Below are 24,170 nucleotides of genomic sequence, written 5' to 3'. Positions count from 1 at the left end.
GAGGTGGAGACGGTATGAAACAAAAAGGGGTGTTCTTCCTGACTCTGACTCTTCTCGTTTTATTGACAGGCTGCTGGAACCGCAGAGAATTAAATGATTTGGCAATCGTCATGGGAACTGGTATCGACAAGATTGACGGAGAGTACGTGATTTCCGCTCAAATCGTCAATCCGGGAGGGGTAGCGTCAAAGGAGGGCGGGGGGATGAACCAATCATCTGTTGCGACTTACAGCATGCGGGCATCTAGCATTTTTGAGGGAATCCGGAAAATGACAACGGTAACCCCGAGAAGGCTTTACTTTTCCCATATCCAAGTGCTGGTTTTGGGGGAGCAGATAGCAAAAGAAGGGGCAAAGGAAGTGCTGGATTTGTTGTTTCGCGATCATGAGGTCCGGCCTGATTTTTATGTCATTTTGGCCAAGGACGCGACAGCCCTGCAAATTCTCAGCATGATCGATCCACTGGAAAAAATCCCGGCGACGAAGCTCTATAAAAGCTTGGAAACAGCAGAGAGTGCCTGGGGATCGATTGTCTCCATTCAATTGGATGAATTTATTGCGGATTTGCTACGGGACGGGATCGAGCCAGTGTTGGTAGGCGTTAATTTGAAAGGGAAGGTACATATGGGGACTTCTGGGGCCAATTCCCAAAAGGAAAGCCAGTCATCGCTGTTGAGGTATCACGAAATCGGTGTCTTCAAAGGAGACAAGCTGCGGGGTTGGTTTAACGAAGAGGAAAGCATCGGATTCAGCTACATCACAGACAGAGTGGACAGTACCGTAGAAGAAATTCCTTGTGATAAAAACAATAAAATTGTCATTGAGATCATCCGAAGCAAAACAACTGTCAGCGGCAAGGTGGAAAAAGGCAAACCACAGGTGGAAGTGAGTATTTCCGCAGAAGGCAATGTGGGCGAGGTAGCATGCAGCAACGATTTGTCCGATCCCAAAACCATCTACAAATTGGAAGCTGACGTAGAAAAGCAGATCAGAGACAAAACCTTGCGCGCCATCCATAAAGCGCAAAAGCAATACAGATCAGATGTTTTTGGATTTGGGCAGTCGATCTACCAAAATGACCCCAAAGGGTGGGAAAAGGTGAAAGAGGATTGGGATTCTCAATTCGCCAACCTGAAAGTGAAGATCAAAACAGATGTGAAGATCAGGCGGTCAGGAAAAGTGGGCAATTCGTTTATTCCTTTCATGAAAAAGGAGTAGAGCATAACTTTTTCCATCCATGGAAATGGTAAAGGTAATCCTGCGAAAAAGTAGGTGCACGGCATAGCATGTGGACCGTTATATTGATTTTGCTGATCAGCCTGCTCATTGCCCTCTTTGAGGTGCCTTATTTGAGAAGGAACGCGATGAAAAAGGAAATGCTGGTTTTCTTCATTTTGCTTGTAGTTGGAACGGGACTTGGGATAGCCGAATCGCTTAAGGCGAATATTCCGAACCCGTTGGACTGGATCACATTTGTCTATAAACCATTCAGCGACTTCATTTTGGGAACTGTGGAATGAAGCAGTAGCCAGCAGCGAGGCGGGGAGCGAGAGGAATTGATAGACAACGGTCATATTAGCGCAAGGCAATTCATGATACTCGTGGCGCTTTTCGGGATTGGTGATGCGATTTTGTACGTACCATCCCTTACTGCTACCGCTGCCAAACAAGATGCCTGGATCTCCGCCCTCATCGGGTGGGGGGAAGGCTTTCTTTTAACCTACTTGTATGTTTCGCTGAGTATGCGGTATCCGAACAAGTCGATCTATCAGTACAGCGAGGAAATATTGGGGAAGTGGATGGGGAAAGCGGTGGCTGTTTTGTTCATCACCTACTTCTTCATCGACGCTTCGCTCATGCTGATGGAGATTGGCGATTTTGTCACGACGCAGATTATGCAGGAGACCCCGATTGAAATTATTCTTGTCCTTTTTTTGGGGATCATCGTAATGGGAGTCCGCAGTGGGCCAGAAGCCTTTTCTAGGGTGGGTGAGCTGTTGTTTCCGTATTTTCTGTTGCTTTTTTTTGTCTTGATTGCATTTATCTCCCCCCAGATCAAAATTGAAAATGTGAAGCCTGTGCTTGCGCATGGAATCGCTCCAGTTATCGGGGGGAACTTCCGATACATGGGTTATTTGCTGGAAACGGTCATTCTGATTGTGATGTTTCCCTTGGTAAAACGGCCAGCGCGAGCGGCCAAAGCCTATATCTTAGGCATCCTTTTCACAAATTTCTGCCTGGCGATGATTACTTCTGTGGCAATCTTGGTTTTAGGCGCCGATATTACTGTGCTGCTCGCCTACCCAAGCTACACACTTGCGCAAAAAATCAGTATCGGTAATTTTTTGGAGCGAATAGAAGTGTTGATGGCCGTCATCTGGTTTATCACGCTCTTTGTCAAAATTACCGTTTGCTATTATGCGACAAGCTGTGGAATCGCGTATACAGTTGGGTTGCGAGATTACCGCCAATTGACACTGCCACTGGGGATGATCATGATTGTGGTAGCATTGGCGACGATGCCTAACCGCGCTTATTTTGATACTTTCGTTTCAGAAATTTGGATGCCGTATTCCTTGACGTACGGTTTGTTCTTGCCCGTTCTCTTACTGAGTGTGGGTGCCCTAAGAAAAAAACCAGCCTGCTAGCACTGTGAGCTGCAGACTGGTTTTTTGTGATTATGCGTCGATTATCTTACTCTGCAGCCATGCTGCTTTCTTTCAAGATTACGTCATGTGCGCCGCCTTCTACCAAGCTGGTAGCAGAGATGACGGTGATCCGAGCTTTTTGCTGAAGCTCTGAGATGGAGAGCGACCCGCAATTGCACATGGTCGATTTGATTTTGCTCAAGGTACGGTCCATGTTCTCGCGCAGGCTTCCCGCGTATGGTACGTAGGAGTCTACGCCTTCTTCAAAGACGAGACTGCTTTTGCCGCCAGTGTCGTAGCGTTGCCAGTTGCGAGCGCGGTTGGAGCCTTCTCCCCAGTATTCTTTCACGAAGTTGTTGCCGATCTTCACTTTTTTGGTCGGGCTTTCGTCGAAGCGAGCGAAGTAACGGCCCAGCATGACAAAGTCTGCACCCATAGCCAAAGCCAGTGTCACGTGGTAGTCGTGTACGATTCCGCCATCGGAGCAGAGTGGAACGTAAATGCCTGTTTCCTTGAAGTATTCGTCGCGAGCTGCTGCCACTTCAATCAGGGAAGAGGCTTGGCCACGTCCGATTCCCTTTTGTTCGCGGGTAATGCAGATGGAGCCGCCGCCAATCCCTACTTTGATGAAATCTGCGCCAGATTCCACGAGGTAGCGGAAGCCTTCCTTATCGACGACGTTCCCTGCACCGATCGGAACATTGAAGTTTTCTTTTACATATTGAACCGTCTCACGCTGCCATTCGCTGAAGCCGTCGGAGGAGTCGATGACCAGAATATCAACGCCTGCTTCCACCAACGCAGGGACGCGCTCTTTGTAGTCCTTTGTATTGATACCGGCACCTACGATATAGCTCTTGTTCGCGTCCAAGAGGGACAGTGGATTGTTTTTGCGGGAATCGTAGTCCTTGCGGAAAACAAGGAAGTCGAGATTTTGGTTTTCGTCTACGATTGGCAAGCAGTTGAGCTTGTGCTCCCAGATCAGGTCGTTGGCTTCGGAAAGCGTGATGCCGGATTTGCCATAGATCAGCTTCGAGAATGGTGTCATGATGTCGCTGACGAGTTTGTCCTGAGAGTCACGGCTGATGCGATAGTCGCGACCCGTTACGATTCCGAGCAGCTTGCCTTTTGCCGTACCGTCTTCCGTAATGGCAACGGTGGAGTGGCCTGTCGCCTCTTTCAATTCCAAAATGTCTTTCAGCGTATGGCTTGGTGTCAGGTTGGAGCGGCTAACGACGAAACCAGCCTTATAGCCCTTTGCTTTGCGAACCATGGTCGCTTGGCTCTCGATGGATTGGGAGCCAAAAATAAACGAAATACCGCCACATCTAGCCAATGCGACCGCCATATGATGGTCGGAAACTGCTTGCATGACTGCGGATGAGAACGGTATGTTTAGTGAGATGGCAGGCTTTTCACCTTTTTTATACTTAGTAATCGGAGTGGATAAGTCTACATTATTCGGTGTGCATTCTTTTGTGGTGAGATTTGGCAACAGCAAAAACTCATTAAACGTCCGAGATGGTTCTGTGTAATAAAAAGCCACGATTCTCTCCTCCTAGGTGAAGTTAGTCTCCATTTTTTGAACTGCCTCTTTATTAGAGAAATTTTTACCATGGTAACCGTGAAGTTCGACAACGTCAATAGGGAATCGTTAGCAGGAGTAATTTCTTTACTAAAATTGTGAACACAGGCTTTCATGTCTTTGACGAAGCCTATGTAGAAATCGGGAACGATGAGAAGCTCAGATTTGTCACGGTATCTTCCTGCGCTTTTATCGAATGTCTCCTTTAGAATAGAAAAGAGAGGACAAAGCCCCCTCTTATCAGTTCAATCTGCCTTTAAACTCAACAGGTACGATCATCGTAAAGCAAGGCCCATCTGGATCGTTGCGGGCATCAATCGTCCCTTTATGTGCTTCCAATACGGCACGGGCAATCGCGAGTCCAAGTCCATGCTTGCCCGACTTTCCTTTGCGGAAACGCTGGAACAAATTCGGCAGCAGCGCCTCCTCAATGGGGGGGCCATCATTGGAAATCGTGACGACGACGCTTTTTCCTGCATGTCTCCCTGTGATGGTTAGTCGGCTTTTGGCGTAGCGCAGTTGATTTTCCATGATATTGACTAACGCAGTGCTCAATTGCTCGCCGTCTCCCTCCACGATCAAGTCGTCTGCCAGATTTAACTCCCACTCGATTTGTGGATTGAGCACAGAGAGCCGTTGCTTCAACAGGTGCATCATCTCTGACAGGTCGACCCGGTCGACTTGCATCATTTGAGAGACAGACTCGATCTTCGTGATATACAAGAGCTGACCGACAACCTTTTCGAGGCGCTTGCTCTCCTCCATGATGATGGAAAGCCCTTTTTCTGCCTGCGGGCCTTGAAAGACGCCTTCGATGAGTCCTTGCGTGTATCCTTGAATCGCCATGATCGGTGTTTTGAGCTCATGGGAAATATTTTGGACAAAATGCTGCTGCGACTCGTCGTATTCCTTCAGTTGGTTTTTCATCATATCGAATGAGCGGGCGAGTTGTCCGATCTCGTCCCCGCGATCCATCGCAAGCGGGATATCAAACTGCCGACGAGCGATCTTTTTGCACAGCTCCTCCAGTGTGCGGAGCGGTCTGCTCAAATACCCGCTAAACCACACGGCCAAAAGCCAGCTTACGAGCAGCAGCAGACCAAACACCAGCAAAAACTGACGAGTCAAAATCGAATTGATCTGGTTGAGCTCCTGCTCCTTGGAGAAGAGCACCATGTAGTAGGGGAAGCCGTGGTAATCCATTTTTTTGCTGACAAACAAATAGTTCTCGGCTCCACGGTCCAGCGAACCATGCTGGAGCTTGTTGCTTGGGTACGAGGCGGCTTGCTGGAACAACTCCCTGGCATCCTCATACGGAATGCGGCCATTGCTTCGGCTGCCCAGCTCTCGTCCGTTCTCAGCATAGACGATCATATCAAAGGAGTACTCATAGCGCTGGAGCAAGAGCTGTAAAAAGTAAGGGGCCGCAGCCGGAACAGGCAGCAGCTCATTATGCTCATTGAAGGAGATATGCTGCGATAAAGTGTAAAACTCTTCTTCCAAGAGCGAGTAAGTGTTGGACACCAGATACTGTTTGACAGCCATCGGATACCCGATGCCCAGGCCAACCCCGAGGACGCTTGTCAGGATCATGAACAAAATAAGGATTTGCCTGGAAATCGGCAGGTTTTTTAGCCGGAATTTGCTCATATACGCGTCATTCGGTAGCCGAAGCCATAGACCGTCTCCAATGGAAACTTGGGCATTTTCTTGCGGATGCGCTTGACCAAGTCATCGACAGCCCTGTCTGAGCCGATGTAGTCTTCCCCCCAGATGGAGGTTAGAATCTGCTCACGATTCAAGGCCAGACCTTGATTGTGCAATAGGTAGATGATGAGCTCGAATTCTTTGGTGGTTAAATCAATGAGCTCGTCGCCTTCTTTTACTTGTCTGCCTTTTTCTGAGATGATATAAGGATCGACGGTTACCCAATCTTGGAAAGTTTGGGTTGAGGAAGCAGCGGCACCAGGCTTCTCATAGGTACGCTGGAGCAGCTTTTTCGCGCGGATGACCAGTTCGCGAGGGAGAAATGGCTTCGCCAAGTAGTCGTCGCTGCCTAATTCCAATCCGATGATTTTATCGACATCCTGATCGCGAGCGGAGATGAAGATGATGGGTACATTCGACTTTTCGCGGATAAGACGCAAGAGCTCATAGCCGTCGATGTCGGGCATCATGATGTCCAATATCCACAAATGTGGCTGTGTTTCTTGATCAAGTAACGGCAAGACGTCCTTGCCGCTAGAAAACGCTTTCACCTGCAATCCGGCACTTTGCAAATACGACTGCAAGAGCTCCAACAGGTTCGTTTCATCGTCCACCAGATAGACGAGGTAGGGGGTATTCATAGCTTTCGGCCTCGCTTTGCATCTGTTTTATATCAGTATTGTAGCATAGCCCGAAAAGAGATGTGTGGCATGGACGTATGAGAATCGTGGAAAACGTGTGGAAGCAGGATTCCCATGTATCCTTCTGGAAAAAGAAACAGGGAAAAAAAGACAACGAGAGATGGAAAGGAGCGATTCATATGAAACGAACAGTCAAATCGTCTCTCATGGTACTAGCCTTCATGCTCTTAACGACAGCTTGCGGTCAAAAGCCAGTGGACACCCAGCCTAGTCCACAGATACCTGATCCGATTGTGCAAACGCCACCGGAAACGAATCAGCCCATCGAATATGCGTATAAGGCACCGATGACAGGACTTGGCAGTCACGAAAACCTGGGGAGCAAACGCCCGATCATGGTGATGATCAACAACGCTCCACCCGCACGTCCACAAACAGGCATCAACAAAGCAGACATGATTTATGAGGTATTGTCAGAAGGGGAAATGACCCGCTTTCTTGCGATATTCCAAAGCCAAAAACCGGAAATAATCGGACCTGTCCGCAGTATCCGCCCTTATTTTATCCAGATCGGGACTGGGTTTGATGCGGTCCTCGTTCACGCGGGAGGCAGTCCGGATGCGCTGGAAACCTTGGCGCGAAAAGACCTCAGTCATCTGGATGAAATCCCGAACGGTCAATACTTTTGGCGAGAAAAATTCCGCAAAGCGCCACATAACCTGTACACCAAGCCAGAGCTCCTGGAAAAAGCGATGCAGGATAAAGGGATGCGTCAAACGGCAGAGGTACCTCACTTCACGTTCTTGCCGGAGAATGCCGAGATCAAGGAAGGCGAGCCTGCTACACAGGTGGATCTGACCTTCCACTCATTGAATAAAGCTGCTTTTACATATGATGCCGAGCAAAAGAAATACATGCGCTTCACGGCAGGCAAGCCGCATTTGGACTTGAGCGACAAGAAACAGTTGTCCACGACCAATCTGTTGGTCATCTCAGCCAAACACCGCGTGCTGGATAAAGAAGGGCGTCTTTCAGTCGATGTAATCGGTCCGGGGGACGGTTATTTGTTCCAGCAAGGAAAAGCGCGCAAGATCAAATGGAAGCGAAGCAATGGAGTCATCCGTGCCTATGAGGATGCGGCTTTGACGCAAGAAGTACCGCTTTTGCCCGGGAATACTTGGGTGTCCATATTGTCGAACTCACCGGGTCTGTCGAAGTCCCTCAAGTTCCAGTAAGGATTAGGGGTTGCGGATGAAGGCGGTTTCTTCTAAGATAATTGTTGAAGCTTTAGTGCTTAAAAATTGTACAGTGAGAAACCGCTCGAAAAGACGGACTATATAACAGAGGTGACAGACATGCAATTGGAAAAATTAAAAGGAAAAGGGCTCGAGCAATTGTTTGAAGCTGTTCTTTCCCTGGAAACAATGGAAGAGTGCTATCAATTTTTTGACGATCTGTGCACAGTGAACGAAATGCAGTCGCTCGCACAGCGCCTGGAAGTGGCGAGAATGCTCCGTAAAGGCTTTACTTACAATCAAATTGAAGCAGAGACCGGCGCAAGTACGGCGACTATTTCCCGCGTCAAACGCTGTTTGAACTATGGAAATGACGGATACCAGATGGCGCTTGAGCGGATCGGAAAATAGCTAGGAGGCAGGCAACGTTGATTGACTATCGTGGCTGGCGCCATACATTTAAACTAGACCCGGATAAAACAATCGATGACGAGGCCTTGGAGGCAATATGCGAGTCCGGAACAGATGCGATCATTGTGGGCGGCACGTACGGTGTGACCTATGACAATACGCTCGAATTGATGTCGCGATTGCGTCGTTACGCAGTACCGGCTGTCTTGGAGATTTCCTCGCTGGATGCAGTTGTGCCGGGATTTGATTCGTACTTGATCCCGCTCGTATTGAACGCTGGCGATCCAGACTGGATTTTTGCTCCACATGTATCGGGGCTTCAAGCGTTTGGCGCTTATATTCATTGGGATGAGATCATTACAGAAGGATATATCATCGCTAATCCAGACGCGGGCGTAGCACAGCTGACGAAAGCACGTCCGATTGCGGATGCCTCGCAGGCCAAAGCGTACGCGCAGGTAGCGACGAACATTTGTCGTTTGCCGATTGTCTACATGGAGTACAGCGGTACATACGGCGATCCGGCAATCGTAAAGGCAGCCAAGGCAGGCGCGGGCGAAGCCCACCTCTTTTATGGCGGCGGGATTCGTAACTCGGAGCAAGCGGCTGAAATGGCTGCGATTGCTAATACGGTTGTTGTAGGGAATGTCGTTTATGATGATCTCGCTGCTGCGCTTTCTACTGTGAAGGCTGTAAAAGGAACCCAAAACTAAAAAAGACCACCACTCCCATGAGCTGTTACAGTTTCATTGGGAGGGTGGTTTTATTTTTGCGTTAGTTCTTCAGTGGAAGTGCTACGCTCCAATCCATATCTTTTGCTCCGTTCACTTGTTCCTCGATCGTAAGCGTCAACTCTTTTGGGATGACGTCCATCTCATCTACGAGTGTACCTTTCATGATAAAATTCCCTTTTTTGTCTTTTGTTGTAGAGCCTATGAAATTAAAATCGTATTCTTTGCCCTTGTCATCAGCACCCTCCCAGGAGTCTAAAAAGATCACACCCGGTGCCAAAGTTGCCTCTAGCTGTATGGTACTACGCAGCTTTTTGTGTTTTTCAGAAGTGATTGGGTTTGTTTTCGTTATCTCTTCTGAAGCAAAGTTTGAGAAGGTTAGTGTGCTTCCTTCATGCTTTATCGTTACAGGAGTGGTTTTTAGTGTCTCAATGGACAGCTTTTGCTTAAAATTCGAAGGCAGCTGATCGTAATTATCACCGACTCTAAAGGTTAGATTTTTATCCGTTGGCAAGGAATGAAAGGTGATGAAGTAAATATTTTTGTCATCGGTTGCACGAACGAAATATTCCCTGCTTACATTTTTGAAAAATGGATTCGGCTCTTCCCCAAATTCACTCACTAGGTCCAGAGTGCTCCAAGCTGCGAGTACAGCCCCCTTATCGTCCACCACTTCATAAGTTAAGGATGGGGAACTACCGCTTCCTTCCATATTCTCGATAACGAATTCAGTTTGGCCAGGTGTCACCATCACTTGCTTCAGATTAATCACTTCGCCATTGGGAGCGGTAAAATGCTCGTTAATCGTAACAATTCTCGTTTCCTTTTTAGCTTTGGAAATATCAACAGGGATGGTCACGCTCCAATTTCCGTCAACTTTGTCCAGCTTCTTGATGCGAAGCTCGATGTTTAGTTTGTCAGGAATCTTGCTGACATCTGTAAAGTATCGGCTAATCGGTCGGCTGACCATCAAGTACTCATCTTTTTCCCCGATGCTTTCCTTCTTGTTATATTTAAGATGGTACTTATCAATTGTATCAAGAACGTTTCCCTCTTCGTCTGTGATTTTTATTTCATAGGTTTCGTTCAGTTTATCTTCATCCCCCACTGGCAAATTCCGGAACAACTTTTCAAGCTGCTTGCCATTCTTATCCTTGAAGCCGAAAATAATTCGGACATCCCTCGTATCTGCCATAACTTCTTTTACTTCCAGCGTCATTCCGTTGTCGACGGCTTTCAAATCAAGCTTCTTGTTATATCCTCTTTCAAGTCCACGCTGGATGAGGGCGTCCTCGGACGCTTCTGCTGAAAACAAGCTACTCTCTGTCTGCTGCGGATCTGATTTTATGGTAGAGGCATACAAGTTATTTACATAAGTCGCAAAGGATGGTGAAGTCAGTGTTCCAAAATAGACGACTGCTGCCATTCCTGCGACGGCGATGGTTGCTTTTTTCACGATATCCAGACTCCTTTTCTTCCAATCAATTTTCTTCTGTATGTTTTGTCTCTCTGAGCGTTTCAGAACGTGTATAGGGTAAGGGGGCAGATTCGCCATAATGGCATGGATGACAGCATGGGATGGCTCATCTGTTGCTAGCGATTCCTCTGGATCTTCCAGCTCGTTCAGCTCATACTTCAACTTCAATTGACAATGAGGGCACTCTTCCAAATGGGCTGCTATGACCTCGGCTTCCTCTGGTTCAAGAAGATCGTATAGATACAAAGCAATTTGTCCTTTATCTAAGCATTTCATAGATGAAAGTCCCCCCCTTGCCCTGCATGCCCAATGGCTTCCCTTAGTTTGTCCTTTCCACGAGACAGGCGCGTCCGCACAGTACTCGACGGAATCGACAGTCGATGACTGATTTCTTCACAACTCAATGATTCGAAGTAGCGCATTTCGAGGACGATCCGATACTTTTCTTCGACGGACATCATCCTTTGACGCAACAAGCGCTGCCCCTCCTTATTCAAAAAGGCAACCTCCGGCGTGTGGCTATCCACTGGCTCTATCTCTTCATTCGAGCTGAGTGTAAGCTTGCGTTTACGTTTACGCAGCTCGTCCAGACAGTGGTTGGCCGCAATCCGGTACAACCATGCAGAAAAATCGTAGTTTGTCTTATATTCTGGTAAATGGTAGTACGTCTTAATGAAAATTTCCTGCACGATATCTTGTGCATCCGGTGTATGTCCCAGCATTTTACGAAGTATGGAACTTACTTTTCCGTGGTATCTGGCAATGATCTCGGAGTAAGCGTCTTTGTTTCCTTGCAAGACCCGTCCGATGATCACTCGATCTTCCTCCATTTGTGCTCCTCCTAAGCAAAAAAGGCTCGCTGCGCAGCTTTTCCTTTTTTGATCAAACAAAAGTGATCTTGGTTAAATTTTCTTATTACATCCTAGTACTACGAATCCCAAAATGAAAGTGTCCCAAAATAAGGGGTATTTTCCAAAAAAGAATAGAGAATTCTTTCCTGAAAGAAGGAATTTTAGGATTTTTAATAGAAAATGGAAGGAAAATACTATTGCTTACGAAATAAATAGTAGAATATTACCAAAATATATAATTTTTTGCTAATATTTGTAGATTTATGTAAATTCATGAAATATAATGAAGTTGTCTTAATTTTCAATCATAGAGAGGAGGAACTATCCATGAAAATCCAAGCGAAAAAAGTTGAAAGCGTTCGCACTACTGCAGTAGCAGCTTAATTCTCTTAAGAAGAGGGGGGAATAGCACACGAGCTATTCCCTTTTTTCATCTAAAACAGCCGGGTTAGCGAACCCCACTATTGGGAGGTGTTTTGTATGGAACGTCGTCCTTTATTTAAACCAGTGCATCCCGTCTATGAAGTGACAGAGCAGATGCTCCGCTTGGGAGAGGCTCCTGGCTATACATTCGAATTGGAAGACGAGAATGGGTCCATCCGCAAAATGATCAAACTGATGGATGGCACTCGTACTATCGGTGAAATACATACATTATTGGTTGTGGATTACCCCGAAATTACGTATGAAGAAATAGTGGAAGCAGTGGAATCACTGAGTGGTTTGGGTTTCATAATGGATCAGGCGAAGGAAGAGGCTTCTGTTTTGACTTCGGAACAAAAGGAAAGATATAAAGCGAATATCCGTTATTTCTCCTTGTTTACCGATCTCAATCAAAGTCCAAGTGAGCTACAGGAACAGGTAAGTAGAAAAAAAGTGACGATCTTAGGGATGGGTGCCTTTGGCTCTACGCTACTGGTCAATCTGGTAGGCGCGGGAATCCAGCATATCAAGCTCGTGGATTTTGATAGAGTAGAGCTCAGCAATTTGAACAGGCAGATGGTCTTTAACGAAAATGATCTTGGTCGCTTGAAGGTAGAAGCGGCACGTGATTTCATCGGAAGGCTTCATTCTGAGGTAACGATTGAAACGGAGACGATGCAAATCACGTCCAGCGAAGACGTAGAGCGGGTTATTGCCGGTAGTGACCTCGTGATGCTCGCAGCCGATCAGCCCTTTTTCTTTTTGCAGAGATGGGTGAATCATGCCTGCACCAAGCTGCAAATCCCGTTCATTGCCGGGGGATTCAACCTCATCGAAGGTCAGTTCTTCATGGTAGAACCGGGCAAGACAGGCTGTATCGACTGCATGCATTTGCATCGTTCTGCGCAGATCGAGGACTATCCGCAGTTGATTCAAAGGCTACTCGATACCAACTTTATTTTGCCTACTGCCACCATTGCACCCAACACCATGATGATTACAGGAATGATGGCTTCCGATGCAATCAGGTATTTGACGGGAATTGCTCCGGTCCAATCAGCGGGCAAATTTATCATTTTCGACTTCAACACGTTGGAGAAGAGCGTGTTTTTTGAGTGGGAGCGAAATGAAGCCGATTGTCCGACTTGTGGAAGCGGCAGCGGAATGGAGCCGATTTTTCACATCAAGAGAAATGAAGTGCTCGCAAAGTAAGGAATCGTTCCTGTAAGAGAGGAAGGTGTCTGTCAATTGAATATCTCCGGAGATAGCATTCTCAAGATGCACCCGCTTGCGCGTCGGGCGGAAAACGAGGAAGAGATCCTCATTGGACGAACGGATATCAGCAATTTTATTGTGCTTCCGGCCATTGGTGTCGAGATTATCGATATGCTGGATGAAGGGAAGAGCGTCAATGAAGTCGCGACGATCATGGAAGAACAGTTGGGTGAACCGGTGGATGTGCTTGACTTTGCGCAGGATTTAATCGCTTCCTATCAATTTGTCTACATGGCAGATGGAGAGGTTGTCAACGAGCCAGTACCGGTAGTGGATCATTTCTCCTGGATCAAGCAAGGGACGGGTCAGTTTTTCTTTAATCGTGTTGCCTTTGGATTATACGGTATCTTATTTTTCACGGGTCTTTTCATTTGTTTGTTTACGGGCAAGTATATCCCCGTCTATTCCGATATTTTTGTTTCTTCTTCCGTGACGGTTTCGGTAGTGGTTTCTTTCGTGGCCACATGGGTTTTTCTGTTTTTCCATGAGATGGCCCACTTGATGGCGGCCCGATCATTGGGGATCGGCAGTCGTATCGGTTTGGGGCATCGACTTGTTTTTGCTGTAGCAGAGACAAATATGTCCAATATTGTTCTCGTTGAGCCACAGCGCAGATACAGGGCGTTTTTGGCGGGGATGTCCTGGGATGCGATGTTTATGGGTATCGGTGTGATTTTGTTGTTTGCCAATGATCAAGGCTGGCTGACGCTTGTGCCCTTCATGGAAGCATTCATTCGCATGCTGAATGTCATTCTTCTCATGGCTTTGGCCTTTCAGTTTATGGTTTTCATGCAGACCGACTTGTACTACGTGTTGGCAACCAAGTTCCAATGCTCCAATTTGATGGTGAATACACGTATGTTTTTGAAAGGGAAATTCCGTTCCTTGACGCAGGATGAGCAGGAGGAATGGGAGTACGTAGCTGACCATGAGAAAAGGGTCATCCGTTGGTATAGCTGGGTCTACTTGATTGGATCGGTGTGGGGCATCTGGTTTTTTGTCCAGTATCAGCTGCGCATGGCGGTTGATTTCATTTGGATCATCGCTGACGACATGAAAAACGCTCCGCTTCACTCGTGGGAGTTTTGGGACGGCATCCTGTTGATCCTGTTGGTTCTGGTTCCGTTTCTCATTTTGGTCTGGTCATGGATGAGAGCGTACCGACAAAGGAGAAGCGAAAGAGAGCGGACAAAATCCTTGCAGGGCGCATAACTAATTTGTGTCTTCACCTTGCCAAGCTGCCCTGTTACGCTAAGGGGGAAGAGAGATACCCAGGCAAAGGAAGTGCTCACATGAACCCGATGATCCAAACTATCATTCATCTGCGAAAGGAAGGGCATCTGGACGAAGCGATCCAGCTTGCCCTTCAGCTCGTTAGTCAATCCCCGACTGATCCTGTCGCTCATTATCAGTGTGCGTGGTGCCACGATGCAGCCGGATTGGAGAAGGAAGCCGTTCCCTTTTACGAAAAAGCGATTGAGCTCGGACTGTCTGTCGAAGACGACCTGCAAGGGGCATTACTTGGTTTGGGCAGTACGTATCGCACGCTGGGACAATACGAACAGGCAGCAGCTACGCTTGAAAAAGGGATGCAACAGTTCCCCTGCGACCGTTCCTTTCCGATTTTTCTTTCCATGGCGTATTACAATCTCGGGAAGCATCACGAAGCCATGAACCTCCTCCTGAAAAACCTCGCAGAAACCTCAAGCGATCCTACAATTTTGGCCTATCAAAAAGCGATTCTGTTCTATGCAGATGATCTGAATAAGACTTGGTAGCGCCATACTAATTCCATTTGCAGGAAAACAATCGCCTCCCGTTGTACAAGTACAACAGCGGGAGGTGCCTATGTATAAGCTGATATTGGTAGATGACGAAGAAGATGTAAGGGAAGGGGTTAGCCAAGAAATTGACTGGCATAGCCACGGATACGAGGTGGTTGCCAAAGCAGAAAACGGCAGAGAGGCATTGGAACTGGTAGAGAGGCTGCGACCGGACGTCGTCGTAACCGACATCAAGATGCCCTTTATGAACGGACTTCAGCTGGCGGAGTCCATCGGGCGCGATTACCCTGCCATTCGCATCATTATCTTGACTGGGTTTGATGAGTTCGAGTACGCGCAAAAGGCCGTGAAGCTGCAAATTGATGAATATGTGCTCAAGCCGTTTTCAGCGAGCGAACTGATGGAAGCGCTGGACAAGGTCAAGCGACGGATGGACGAAGAGGCGGCCCATCGGGAAAACGTTCAGTTGCTGCGCGATAGCTATCGAAAAAGCTTGCCGGTGTTGCGGGAAGTTTTTTTATCATCTTTGCTGAGTCGTCAACTCGTACAGCACGATGTTTTTTCAAAAGCATGCGAATACGGGATAGAGCTCAGGAGTCCCGAATACCTCGTGACGGTCATTTGTATAGACCAGCCCAAGCGGGAGGAGCAGCAGCTGTTTCTTCTCGCTGTGAAAAATATTGCGGAAGAGCAGCTGAACGCAGGCAAACAGGCGGGCATCGTTTTTCTCCATGAAGATCAGGTAGTGCTGCTCATGCGAACAAAAGCAGACGACACGCAGCGAATGGAAGTGCGAACACAAAATATCGCAGAAGAAATCAGGCGAACGATTGAAAAATATATGAGCATCACGGTAACAATCGGAATCGGCAACGTCGTGACTGATGCAGCGGCACTCCCTTACTCGTATGAGAACGCTATGCAGGCACTCGATTACAAAAGCATCCTCGGCTGCAACAGGATGATTGTGATCAATGACGTGGAAAAGCAAGCGAGTGAGCAGATACGCCTCGATGAGAGAAGGGAGCATGAATTGGTTCGGTGCATCAAAATGGGGACGAGTACGGAGCTTCGGACCGTGATTGATGAATTGTTTGCTCAAGTGGCGGGTGTACCCGTATCCATTGAGGACTACCGAATTTATTTGTTGGAGATTATGACGACCATTTTGAAGACTGCCCATCGTGCCGAAGTCGACATGGATCAACTGTTTGGAGGCCAACGTTATCTGTTGCAGGTTATGACGACCTTTACCGGTATGGAGGATGCCCGAGAACAGATAACAGATATTTGTGAGCGCCTCATGGCGAATATCGCAAGCGGACGGCAAACGACATACAGGCGATTGATCACGCAGGCATTGGATTTCACCCACGCACATTACCATTCTCCCGACATATCCATCCATAAGGTGTGCGAGCATCTGCACATCAGCCTCGGTTATTTTAGCGGTATTTTCAAGAAAGAGACGAAAACCACCTTTGTGTCCTATCTCTTGTCGTTGCGCATGGAAAAGGCCAAGGAGCTTTTGCGGACAACCGATTTGAAGTCCTTTGAAATCGCGGAGAAAGTAGGATATACCGATCCCAATTATTTTAGTTTCAGTTTTCGCAAGTATACAGGTATGTCTGCTAAAGAGTACCGAAGTCAGAGCGAGCAGGAAGGTTAACCCATGAAAAGATTGCTCACGGTGATCAAGGTCAAAGGCATTCAATTTATCATTACCACTTCCTTTACACTCGTGACGGTACTCGTCATGCTGTTTGTCGGGGTGATGCTGTACGGAAAATTTGCGCAGACGGCAGAACAAAACGCCTATTTGCACACGCAGCAAATCCTGGAGCAGGTGAAATACAATCTGGACAGCTATTTGAACGGGATGACGCAAATTTTCGAACTCGTCGATGACAAGATCAGAAGAAGCAAGGGGCTCACGGCATACAAGCTGAGCGAACAGCTTGAGACCATAGTAGAAACGAGAAAGGACATCGTCTCTATCGCGGTTTTTACACGAGACGGAACGCTATTGGCCACAACTCCTTCCAAGGTACTGAGGAAAAACACGCGTTTGACCGAACAAAGCTGGTTCCAGAAGGCGATCGAGGACCCGACGAACCTGAACTTTTCGCTCCCGCATATCCAGAACTTGTTTAAAGGGGAGTATACCTGGGTTGTCTCAATGAGTCGGGAAATTCTTCTCCACGGACCTGATGGAGAAATACCTGCCGTACTTTTGGTCGATGTGAATTTCAAGGAGATCGATGACCTGTGCCAGAGGGTGGGCTTGGGGAAAAAGGGGTATGTCTACATCATCGATTTGGTCGGGAACATCGTCTACCATCCGCAGCAGCAGTTGATTTACGCCGGATTGAAAAATGAAAACCGTTCTTTGCCGCTGAAGCATTCTTACGGCAGCTATGTAGAAGAGACACCCGACGAAACGCGCTTGATCACCATCAAGACGATCGATCAGCTAGGCTGGAAAATCATTGGGGTCTCCTACATGGACGAGATTGTCACGACCAAAAAAGAAATCAGCCGCTTCATTTTTTGGCTGCTCATCTTTGTGATTGTCATTGTGTTGCTCGTGCTGCACTATCTCTCTGCGAAAATATCACGACCGATCAAGCTGCTGGAGCAATCCATGGAAAAGGTGGAGCAGGGAGACTTTTCAGAGAGTGAACCGATCCGGGGAAGCCATGAGGTCGAACAGCTTTCCTTGCGTTTTCATCTGATGGTCGCGAAGGTCAGGGAATTGATGCACCAGATCATTCGGGAACAGGAAGCCAAACGAAAAAGCGAGTTGGAGGTGCTACAGGCACAGATCAATCCGCATTTTCTGTACAACACGTTGAACTCTGTGGTCAGAATGGTCGGCAACGGAAAAAATGAGGATGTCATCACCACGATCACTTCGTTGTCAAAGTTGTTTCGGATTAGCCTGAGCAGAGGCAAGAACATTATCACGGTGCGCGAAGAGCTTGAGCACGTGCGACATTATCTCATTATTCAAAAAATGAGGTACAAGCAAAAATTTGAGTACGAGATCGTGGTCGAGAATGAGGATGAGGTGCTCAACTGCCTGACCCTGAAATTACTGCTCCAGCCGATTGTAGAAAACGCAATCTACCACGGGATTGAGCATTTGGCTGATCCGGGACGGATTCGCATATTTGCAGCACTCATCGACGGCAAGGTGTTACTTCAGGTAAGCGACAATGGCTTGGGCATGTCCCCAGATGTTCTTACACAAGTAAAAGCTGGCTTTTACAAAAGCGAAGAAGGCTCGGGGGTTGGAATTCAAAACGTGCAAGAGCGCATACGCTTGACCTTCGGCGAACAGTACGGTTTGGAAATCGAGAGCGAACAGGAAGAGGGGACCGTTGTGTCTGTATGGATTCCGCGTCAGGTTGCAGAGGGGCGAGATCGTTTATGAGGACAGCGGTGAAACGATTGAGCGTATACGGACTGGTCGTTTTGGCAGCGGTGACGCTTTTTTACTCGTGTAGTGCCCCGCTAACGAATGGGGAAGTAGACAAGAAAAAGACAGTGGCGTTGATCGTCCGTATGAAGCATGGCGATTATTGGCGAACGGTCAAGCTCGGGGCGGAGATGGCTGCCAAGGAATATGAGCGAAACCTGAATTTCTACGCGCCGGACTACGAGGAGGATGCCCAGAGGCAATTGGAGCTGGTGCAGCAGGCAATCGCAGATGGCTCCGAGACAATCGTGGTGGCACCTAGTGACGAGCAAGTTTTGCGTGAAGCCATCAAGCTGACAAGAGAGCGGGCCATCCCGATCCTTGTACTCGACACAGTCGGAAAAGATTCAGCCGTGAAAAGCTACATTGGGACGGATAATTACGACATGGGCATGAAGGCATTCGAAAAAATGGTGTTCTTGATTGAAAAGAAAGGACAAATCGCATTGCTCGGCACAGATAGATCAAAGGCAAATGCCAAGCAAAGAGAACAGGGCGTCCTCGACTTGCTCCCACGGGAAATAGAGATTGAATTGGTTGCCAACGAAAATGTTCCCTCAGATAAAAAGCAGATCAGTGAGTGGACGCGCGAACTGATCCGCAAGCATCCGCAGTTGAAGGGAGTGATTGCACTCGATGCCAGTACAGCGATCGGTGTGGCCGAGGAAATGGAAAACAGTGGACTGCGGGACAAAGTCAAAATCGTAGCAATCGACAGTCCGCCGGAAGTGCTCGAGTATTTGCAGGAAGGAATTATTTCCGCGACGATCATCCAGAAGCCGCTATCGATGGGATATCTCGGCGTCAAGTACGCAGTCGAAGCGAGCAACGGAGAAGCAGTGCCCAGTCTGGTCGACACGGGAACAAAAGTAATCGATCGGGAGAATATGTTCTGGTCGGAGAATCAAAAGCTCCTCTTCCCCTTCGTTAAATAGACCACCGAAAAACAGATGAGAATTTTGATAAAAATGCGCAGGATTTTCGATGGAACACATTCAGGAAAACGCTTACATTTGGTATATATCAGATGTAAACATAGGGGATAAAGGGGGATTATCGAATGAGAAAGCTGATTGCCACTACAATGGTAGCCGTTGTTACACTCTCAGTGGTTGGATGCTCACAATCGGGCGGTTCGCAGCCGGCAGCGTCGGGGGGAGGGACGGCTCCTGCGGGGAATCCCAAAGTCGGAGTCGCGATCTACAAGTTCGATGATACGTTCATGACAGGAGTGCGCAATGCGATTTCGAAAGCCGCAGAGGGCAAAGCTGAAGTAGACATTGTAGACAGCCAAAATGCCCAGCCTACGCAAAATGACAAAGTGGATTTGTTCATTAACAAAAAGGTAAATGCCCTCGCCATCAATCCGGTGGATCGCACAGCTGCTGGCGTCCTTATCGACAAAGCGAAGCAAGCCAATATTCCTGTCGTCTTCTTCAACCGTGAGCCGATGCCAGAGGATATGCAGAAGTGGGATAAGGTCTACTACGTGGGAGCGAAAGCGGAGGAATCCGGCACGATCTCTGGGCAGCTGATCGTCGATTACTGGAAGGCCAATCCGGAAGCAGATAAAAACAAGGATGGTGTCCTCCAATACGTCATGTTAAAAGGCGAGCCGGGGCATCAGGATGCGGAGTTGCGGACGAAGTTTTCGGTGAAGGCAATTGAAGATGCAGGGATTAAAGTAGAAAAGGTCGCGGAAGATACGGCCATGTGGGATCGTGTAAAAGGACAAGAAAAGATGGCAGCCTTCCTCGCAGCTTCCGGTGACAAGATCGAAGCTGTTCTTGCCAACAACGACGATATGGCACTGGGGGCAATCGAAGCGCTGAAGGCATCCGGCTATTTTGCGAATGGCAAGTACATGCCCGTTGTTGGCGTGGATGCCACAGCGCCCGCGCTAAAGGAGCTAGAGGCGGGTACCTTGCTCGGAACGGTTCTCAACGATGCGAATAACCAAGGAAAAGCCACTCTTAGTATTGCGGCGTCTTTGGCGAAGGGTGAAACGCCTACGAAAGACTCCACAGGCTTTGACATTACGGACGGCAAGTACGTGTGGGTGCCCTACAAAAAAATCACCAAGGAGAACATGAACGAGGCGAAATAAAAAGCAGGAGAGTCGGTGAAGAGACGAATCCGACTCTCCTGTTTCGGTGATGGGGATGATTTTGCAAGAAGGAGGGCATTCACATGGGCCAGCAGGGGTTTTTGTTGGAAATGAACCACATTCATAAAGAATTTCCAGGGGTCAAGGCACTCGATGATGTCACGCTAAAAGTCCGTCCCGGAACAGTCCATGCACTGATGGGAGAGAATGGAGCGGGCAAATCGACCCTGATGAAGTGTCTCTTCGGAATTTATCGGCCAGATGCGGGAGAAATCGTCTTAAACCAGGAGCAGGTGACGATGAGCAGCTCAAAGGACGCGCTGGCACATGGCATCTCCATGATTCATCAAGAGCTGCATCCGGTGCCCTTTCGCAATGTCATGGAAAACATATGGCTGGGACGTTTTCCGGTCAAAAGAATCGGTCCTTTTCCGTTCGTGGATGAGAAAAAAATGCTTTCAGATACGGAGAAGCTGTTTGCTGATTTGGGAATGGACCTAAATCCGCACGCTGTTGTCCGTGACTTGTCTGTATCCAAGGTACAGTCGCTTGAAATTGCCAAAGCTGTCTCCTACCAATCCAAAGTGATTATTATGGACGAGCCGACGTCTTCACTGACAGGAAACGAGGTGGAGCAGCTATTTGCGATCATCCGCGAACTGAAGAGCAGAGGCGTCGCCATCATCTATATTTCACACAAGATGGAAGAAATTTTACGGATCGCGGATGACGTGACGATTATGCGTGATGGCAAGCTCATTGGAACATGGCGGGCAGTTGAGCTGACGACAGACCTGATCATCTCCAAGATGGTCGGACGGGACCTGACTCAGCGTTTCCCAAGTCGATCCAATACACCAGGGGAACCCATTTTGAAGGTAGAGGGACTGACCTCCCCATTTTCGCAGTCCTTTCAGCATGTGTCGTTTGAATTGCGCAAAGGCGAAATTTTGGGCATAGGCGGACTCGTGGGCGCACAACGAACAGAGCTGATTGAGGCATTGTTTGGATTGCGGGCAGTGTCAGCAGGAAAAGTGTCGATCAACGGTCAGGAGGTACGGATCAAATCACCGAAGGATGCGAAAAAGTACAAAATGGCGCTCTTGACGGAGGAGCGGAGAGTCACCGGCATCATTCCTGTCTTATCGATTCTGGAAAATACGGTCATTGCGAATTTGGCCAGTTATCAAACACCTTTTCTGCTCCTCAATGAGCGCAAGCGAAGAGCAGATGTCAGCCGAAGCATCGAGATGCTCCGCGTCAAGACTCCTTCGATGAAAGCACTGATCAAAAACCTGTCAGGAGGCAATCAGCAAAAGGTTCTCTTGGCGCGGTGGCTTTTGACTGATCCGGATATTTTATTGCTGGACGAACCTACGCGTGGAGTCGATGTCGGCGCCAAATACGAAATCTACGCCATCATCGCGGAGCTGGCGAGCCAGGGAAAAGGCATCATCATGATTTCCTCGGAAATGCCGGAGTTGCTTGGCATGTCAGATCGGATCATGGTTATGTGCGAGGGTAAGCTCTCCGGTTTTTTGTCAGGTACAGCGGCAACGGAAGAAGAAATTATGCGGCTGGCTACCAAGCATCTTGCATGAGAAAGGAGGGGAACAGGCATGTCTCAATTGTCTGCTAAACAGGTGCATGGCTTTGTTACGCAAAACGCCATCTATATCGTTCTGGTTTTGTTAATAGCGGGAATAGCGATTTACGATCCCAATTTTCTTTCCATTACAACGCTTCGGGATATTTTGATCCAATCCTCAACTCGTGCCATTATTGCTTTGGGTGCTGCGTTTGTTCTTATTACGGGCGGAACGGATCTTTCCGCGGGGCGAGTGGTCGGATTGACGGCTGTCATCTCCGCCTCGATGCTGCAAACTCAAGACTATCCGCGGAGATTTTTCCCCGATTTACCCGATTTGCCGTTGCTTATCCCTATTATCATTGCAATTGCTTCGGGTTTGCTGGTTGGCCTGATCAACGGCATCATTGTGTCCCGCTTTAGTGTGCCCCCTTTTATCGCCACGCTGGGCATGATGGTCATTGTATACGGGTTCAACTCTATCTATTTTGATATGGAGCCCAATCAATCGCAGCCAATAGCCGGACTGCGGAGTGACTTCAATCAGCTTGGGACAGGGTACATCGGCCCGAGTGGCCCGTATTCGATTCCGTATATCGTCATCATTGCGATCATGGTTGCGTTCATCGTCTGGGTGATCTTCAACAAAACACGGCTTGGTAAAAACATGTACGCCATCGGGGGCAACATGCAGGCCGCAACTGTTTCCGGGATCAACGTTGCTTTCAACCTCATGATCATTTATGCCATTGCTGGTGCCCTGTATGGACTCGGTGGTGTTCTGGAGGCAGCCCGGACAGGTGGCGCGACGAACAACTACGGCAACATGTACGAGCTGGACGCCATTGCAGCCTGTGTGGTAGGTGGAGTCTCGACGTCTGGCGGAATTGGTACCGTTCCAGGAGTGCTTGCGGGTGTCCTTATTTTTGGTGTCATCAACTACGGTCTTACGTTTATCGGAGTCAGCCCGTATTGGCAGCTCATCATCAAAGGACTCATCATTGTGGCAGCCGTTGCTTTTGACATTCGTAAATACTTGGCGAAAAAATAATAGAGACCCCAGTCGGCTGTCAACCAAGGCAGCTTTTCTGGGGTCTTTGCTTGTTTATTTTCGCAACGGTGTGATTTTCATATACGTAAATAATCGCCATACCCACTCCAGTGGCCCCATGCGGAAGGCAGATAGCCAGAGTACGCTTGATACCATTTGCACCACGTAGATACCAAGGCAGATCAATGTCGTTTGCAGGTAGCCGAGATTGCCAAACCAATCGAACAAATAGCCTCCCACAAGGATCAATACGGTTTGTCCGACGTAGTTTGTCAAAGCCATGCGACCGTAGCTGGTCAGCGGAGAGAGGACGGTCTGAACGGTTTTATTTTGCAGCAGCCGAATCAAGGTAGTCGTGTAAAAGGCAGCCATGACAAGACCAGTAGAGGTCAAGGCAATCGTGTAGTTCATCAACTGCTGGAGGGCTTCTTCTGACACGGTATCGTCTACAACCAGATTCGCCCCACTCATTGCTAGATCAGTCGGAGTCAGTCGGTATTGGATAAACAAGCCGATTAACGAAAGGACGAGGGTCACGCCCTGCACTTTTTTAATCACAGGCATAAATCTCGGAATGTCCTGAAAGACTCCGTACTGCCCGACAGCAAGTCCCAGAATAAACAAGGGAAGCACCAAAAGCGCTTTGAAGCCAATAGAGCAGACAGCGATAGACAGAATAAGGCCGATAATCAGATTGGTTCGCGCCTTCAATCGATAAAAGGGCAGTAAGATGAAACCGAAGATAGCGTAGATGAAAAGTGCTTCACCAGGGTGAAACATTTTATGCACAAAGCCAAGAGCGAGTAGCGCAATCAGACGCCGAATGAACAAAACAGTGCTATTGGCCCCTTTTTCTTTTGCCCGACTGATGAAAATATAGAAGCCTACGCCAAACAAGAAGGAAAAGATCACGAAGAAGCGAGATTCCACAAAGAAATTGAAAAACTGGAACAGCCAGTGGTCCACACTTCCGATCTCAGGTGTTTGCGCATACAGCAATGCCACAATGTTGACGAGGAGAATGCCCATTAAGGCAAAGCCCCGTACGGTATCTAATGTATCAATTCGTTGGTTCATGGTAGGTGCGTTTTCGCTCAATCCCATCACTTCCTTCTCTCGTTGTTCGCCGTCCGATCGCGCACTTTTCCTATCCTAGCTCATCCGGGGATGGAGGAG

The 24,170-nt window shown here is 48.1% G+C and carries 21 protein-coding genes; 15 read left to right on the top strand and 6 right to left on the bottom strand.

Annotated features, from left to right (window positions below; all coding sequences use genetic code 11):
• Positions 1-14: 14 nt before the first annotated feature.
• The 3 genes from KB186_RS16225 (at position 15) to KB186_RS16215 (ending at position 2,647) form a co-directional block, all read left to right on the top strand.
• Positions 15-1,217: a Ger(x)C family spore germination protein gene (locus KB186_RS16225; protein WP_221866810.1), complete on the top strand. Its 1,203-nt coding sequence runs from the start codon at positions 15-17 to the stop codon at positions 1,215-1,217.
• Positions 1,218-1,285: 68 nt separating this feature from the next.
• Entirely contained in the window at positions 1,286-1,519 is a 234-nt protein-coding gene (locus tag KB186_RS16220; protein WP_173610634.1) for a hypothetical protein, read from the top strand.
• Positions 1,520-1,555: 36 nt separating this feature from the next.
• Positions 1,556-2,647, top strand: coding sequence for a GerAB/ArcD/ProY family transporter (locus KB186_RS16215; RefSeq protein ID WP_173610633.1), 1,092 nt, complete (start codon positions 1,556-1,558; stop codon positions 2,645-2,647).
• A 46-nt stretch (positions 2,648-2,693) separates the two neighbouring features.
• On the opposite strand, the gene KB186_RS16210 is transcribed toward KB186_RS16215, so the two are convergent.
• The 3 genes from KB186_RS16210 to KB186_RS16200 all read right to left on the bottom strand — a co-directional run bounded on the left by KB186_RS16210 (position 2,694) and on the right by KB186_RS16200 (position 6,580).
• Positions 2,694-4,193 carry an IMP dehydrogenase gene (locus KB186_RS16210; RefSeq protein WP_173610632.1) on the bottom strand — a complete coding sequence of 500 codons (1,500 nt, stop codon included), beginning with the start codon at positions 4,191-4,193 and terminating at the stop codon, positions 2,694-2,696.
• A gap of 279 nt (positions 4,194-4,472) precedes the next feature.
• A complete protein-coding gene (locus KB186_RS16205; protein WP_173610631.1) occupies positions 4,473-5,882 on the bottom strand; it encodes a sensor histidine kinase in 1,410 nt (469 codons plus the stop codon).
• The gene (locus tag KB186_RS16200; protein WP_173610630.1) at positions 5,879-6,580 is read right to left on the bottom strand and encodes a response regulator transcription factor; all 702 of its coding nucleotides are present in this window, start codon (positions 6,578-6,580) and stop codon (positions 5,879-5,881) included. Before KB186_RS16200 ends, KB186_RS16205 begins: the two co-directional genes overlap by 4 nt.
• A 179-nt stretch (positions 6,581-6,759) precedes the next feature.
• Between KB186_RS16200 and KB186_RS16195 the strand changes: the two genes are divergently transcribed.
• The 3 genes from KB186_RS16195 to pcrB all read left to right on the top strand — a co-directional run bounded on the left by KB186_RS16195 (position 6,760) and on the right by pcrB (position 8,939).
• The gene (locus KB186_RS16195; protein ID WP_173610629.1) at positions 6,760-7,815 is read left to right on the top strand and encodes a DUF3048 domain-containing protein; all 1,056 of its coding nucleotides are present in this window, start codon (positions 6,760-6,762) and stop codon (positions 7,813-7,815) included.
• A gap of 120 nt (positions 7,816-7,935) precedes the next feature.
• A complete protein-coding gene (locus tag KB186_RS16190) occupies positions 7,936-8,226 on the top strand; it encodes a YerC/YecD family TrpR-related protein (protein WP_007717484.1) in 291 nt (96 codons plus the stop codon).
• A gap of 17 nt (positions 8,227-8,243) precedes the next feature.
• Entirely contained in the window at positions 8,244-8,939 is a 696-nt protein-coding gene (pcrB, locus tag KB186_RS16185; RefSeq protein WP_173610628.1) for a heptaprenylglyceryl phosphate synthase, read from the top strand.
• Between the two features lie 61 nt (positions 8,940-9,000).
• Here the strand turns inward: pcrB and KB186_RS16180 are convergent, their stop codons facing one another.
• Together KB186_RS16180 and KB186_RS16175 are read right to left on the bottom strand one after the other, a co-directional pair.
• Positions 9,001-10,710 carry a DUF4179 domain-containing protein gene (locus tag KB186_RS16180; protein WP_173610627.1) on the bottom strand — a complete coding sequence of 570 codons (1,710 nt, stop codon included), beginning with the start codon at positions 10,708-10,710 and terminating at the stop codon, positions 9,001-9,003.
• The gene (locus KB186_RS16175) at positions 10,707-11,264 is read right to left on the bottom strand and encodes an RNA polymerase sigma factor (RefSeq protein ID WP_172141814.1); all 558 of its coding nucleotides are present in this window, start codon (positions 11,262-11,264) and stop codon (positions 10,707-10,709) included. Before KB186_RS16175 ends, KB186_RS16180 begins: the two co-directional genes overlap by 4 nt.
• A 501-nt stretch (positions 11,265-11,765) precedes the next feature.
• On the opposite strand from KB186_RS16175, the gene KB186_RS16170 reads away from it, so the two are divergent.
• The 9 genes from KB186_RS16170 to mglC all read left to right on the top strand — a co-directional run bounded on the left by KB186_RS16170 (position 11,766) and on the right by mglC (position 22,994).
• On the top strand, positions 11,766-12,920 hold the full coding sequence (locus KB186_RS16170) for a HesA/MoeB/ThiF family protein (RefSeq protein ID WP_232773987.1): 1,155 nt from the start codon (positions 11,766-11,768) through the stop codon (positions 12,918-12,920).
• Positions 12,921-12,956: 36 nt separating this feature from the next.
• The gene (locus tag KB186_RS16165) at positions 12,957-14,195 is read left to right on the top strand and encodes a PqqD family protein (RefSeq protein ID WP_232773986.1); all 1,239 of its coding nucleotides are present in this window, start codon (positions 12,957-12,959) and stop codon (positions 14,193-14,195) included.
• An 80-nt stretch (positions 14,196-14,275) separates the two neighbouring features.
• Positions 14,276-14,761, top strand: a complete 486-nt coding sequence (locus KB186_RS16160; RefSeq protein ID WP_232773985.1) for a tetratricopeptide repeat protein — start codon at positions 14,276-14,278, stop codon at positions 14,759-14,761.
• A 70-nt stretch (positions 14,762-14,831) separates the two neighbouring features.
• Complete coding sequence (locus KB186_RS16155) at positions 14,832-16,436, top strand: response regulator (RefSeq protein WP_232773984.1); 1,605 nt, start codon at positions 14,832-14,834, stop codon at positions 16,434-16,436.
• A gap of 3 nt (positions 16,437-16,439) precedes the next feature.
• Positions 16,440-18,203 (top strand): cache domain-containing sensor histidine kinase, encoded by a 1,764-nt coding sequence (locus tag KB186_RS16150; RefSeq protein WP_232773983.1) that lies wholly within the window; start codon positions 16,440-16,442, stop codon positions 18,201-18,203.
• Between the two features lie 8 nt (positions 18,204-18,211).
• Entirely contained in the window at positions 18,212-19,183 is a 972-nt protein-coding gene (locus tag KB186_RS16145) for a substrate-binding domain-containing protein (protein ID WP_232773982.1), read from the top strand.
• A 125-nt stretch (positions 19,184-19,308) separates the two neighbouring features.
• The gene (locus KB186_RS16140; protein WP_232773981.1) at positions 19,309-20,355 is read left to right on the top strand and encodes a galactose ABC transporter substrate-binding protein; all 1,047 of its coding nucleotides are present in this window, start codon (positions 19,309-19,311) and stop codon (positions 20,353-20,355) included.
• Between the two features lie 83 nt (positions 20,356-20,438).
• The gene (locus KB186_RS16135) at positions 20,439-21,956 is read left to right on the top strand and encodes a sugar ABC transporter ATP-binding protein (RefSeq protein ID WP_232773980.1); all 1,518 of its coding nucleotides are present in this window, start codon (positions 20,439-20,441) and stop codon (positions 21,954-21,956) included.
• Positions 21,957-21,974: 18 nt separating this feature from the next.
• The gene (gene mglC / locus KB186_RS16130; RefSeq protein ID WP_232773979.1) at positions 21,975-22,994 is read left to right on the top strand and encodes a galactose/methyl galactoside ABC transporter permease MglC; all 1,020 of its coding nucleotides are present in this window, start codon (positions 21,975-21,977) and stop codon (positions 22,992-22,994) included.
• Between the two features lie 54 nt (positions 22,995-23,048).
• On the opposite strand, the gene KB186_RS16125 is transcribed toward mglC, so the two are convergent.
• A complete protein-coding gene (locus KB186_RS16125) occupies positions 23,049-24,098 on the bottom strand; it encodes a DUF418 domain-containing protein (RefSeq protein WP_173610755.1) in 1,050 nt (349 codons plus the stop codon).
• Positions 24,099-24,170: the final 72 nt, after the last annotated feature.

Origin of the sequence: Brevibacillus sp. AF8, from assembly GCF_021270385.1 — a bacterium.
Taxonomy (GTDB): domain Bacteria; phylum Bacillota; class Bacilli; order Brevibacillales; family Brevibacillaceae; genus Brevibacillus.
Note: the sequence above shows the minus strand (reverse complement) of the source record. Positions and strands in the feature narration are given on the sequence as shown.

Bases quoted from the DNA above. Each gene is read 5' to 3' on its own strand.
- KB186_RS16225 (WP_221866810.1), top strand. From the start codon at position 15: ATGAAACAAAAAGGGGTGTTCTTCCTGACTCTGACTCTTCTCGTTTTA.
- KB186_RS16220 (WP_173610634.1), top strand. From the start codon at position 1,286: ATGTGGACCGTTATATTGATTTTGCTGATCAGCCTGCTCATTGCCCTC.
- KB186_RS16205 (WP_173610631.1), bottom strand. From the start codon at position 5,882: ATGAGCAAATTCCGGCTAAAAAACCTGCCGATTTCCAGGCAAATCCTT.
- KB186_RS16200 (WP_173610630.1), bottom strand. From the start codon at position 6,580: ATGAATACCCCCTACCTCGTCTATCTGGTGGACGATGAAACGAACCTG.
- KB186_RS16195 (WP_173610629.1), top strand. From the start codon at position 6,760: ATGAAACGAACAGTCAAATCGTCTCTCATGGTACTAGCCTTCATGCTC.
- KB186_RS16190 (WP_007717484.1), top strand. From the start codon at position 7,936: ATGCAATTGGAAAAATTAAAAGGAAAAGGGCTCGAGCAATTGTTTGAA.
- KB186_RS16180 (WP_173610627.1), bottom strand. From the start codon at position 10,710: ATGAAATGCTTAGATAAAGGACAAATTGCTTTGTATCTATACGATCTT.
- KB186_RS16175 (WP_172141814.1), bottom strand. From the start codon at position 11,264: ATGGAGGAAGATCGAGTGATCATCGGACGGGTCTTGCAAGGAAACAAA.
- KB186_RS16170 (WP_232773987.1), top strand. From the start codon at position 11,766: ATGGAACGTCGTCCTTTATTTAAACCAGTGCATCCCGTCTATGAAGTG.
- KB186_RS16160 (WP_232773985.1), top strand. From the start codon at position 14,276: ATGAACCCGATGATCCAAACTATCATTCATCTGCGAAAGGAAGGGCAT.
- KB186_RS16155 (WP_232773984.1), top strand. From the start codon at position 14,832: ATGTATAAGCTGATATTGGTAGATGACGAAGAAGATGTAAGGGAAGGG.
- KB186_RS16150 (WP_232773983.1), top strand. From the start codon at position 16,440: ATGAAAAGATTGCTCACGGTGATCAAGGTCAAAGGCATTCAATTTATC.
- KB186_RS16140 (WP_232773981.1), top strand. From the start codon at position 19,309: ATGAGAAAGCTGATTGCCACTACAATGGTAGCCGTTGTTACACTCTCA.
- KB186_RS16135 (WP_232773980.1), top strand. From the start codon at position 20,439: ATGGGCCAGCAGGGGTTTTTGTTGGAAATGAACCACATTCATAAAGAA.
- mglC (WP_232773979.1), top strand. From the start codon at position 21,975: ATGTCTCAATTGTCTGCTAAACAGGTGCATGGCTTTGTTACGCAAAAC.
- KB186_RS16125 (WP_173610755.1), bottom strand. From the start codon at position 24,098: ATGGGATTGAGCGAAAACGCACCTACCATGAACCAACGAATTGATACA.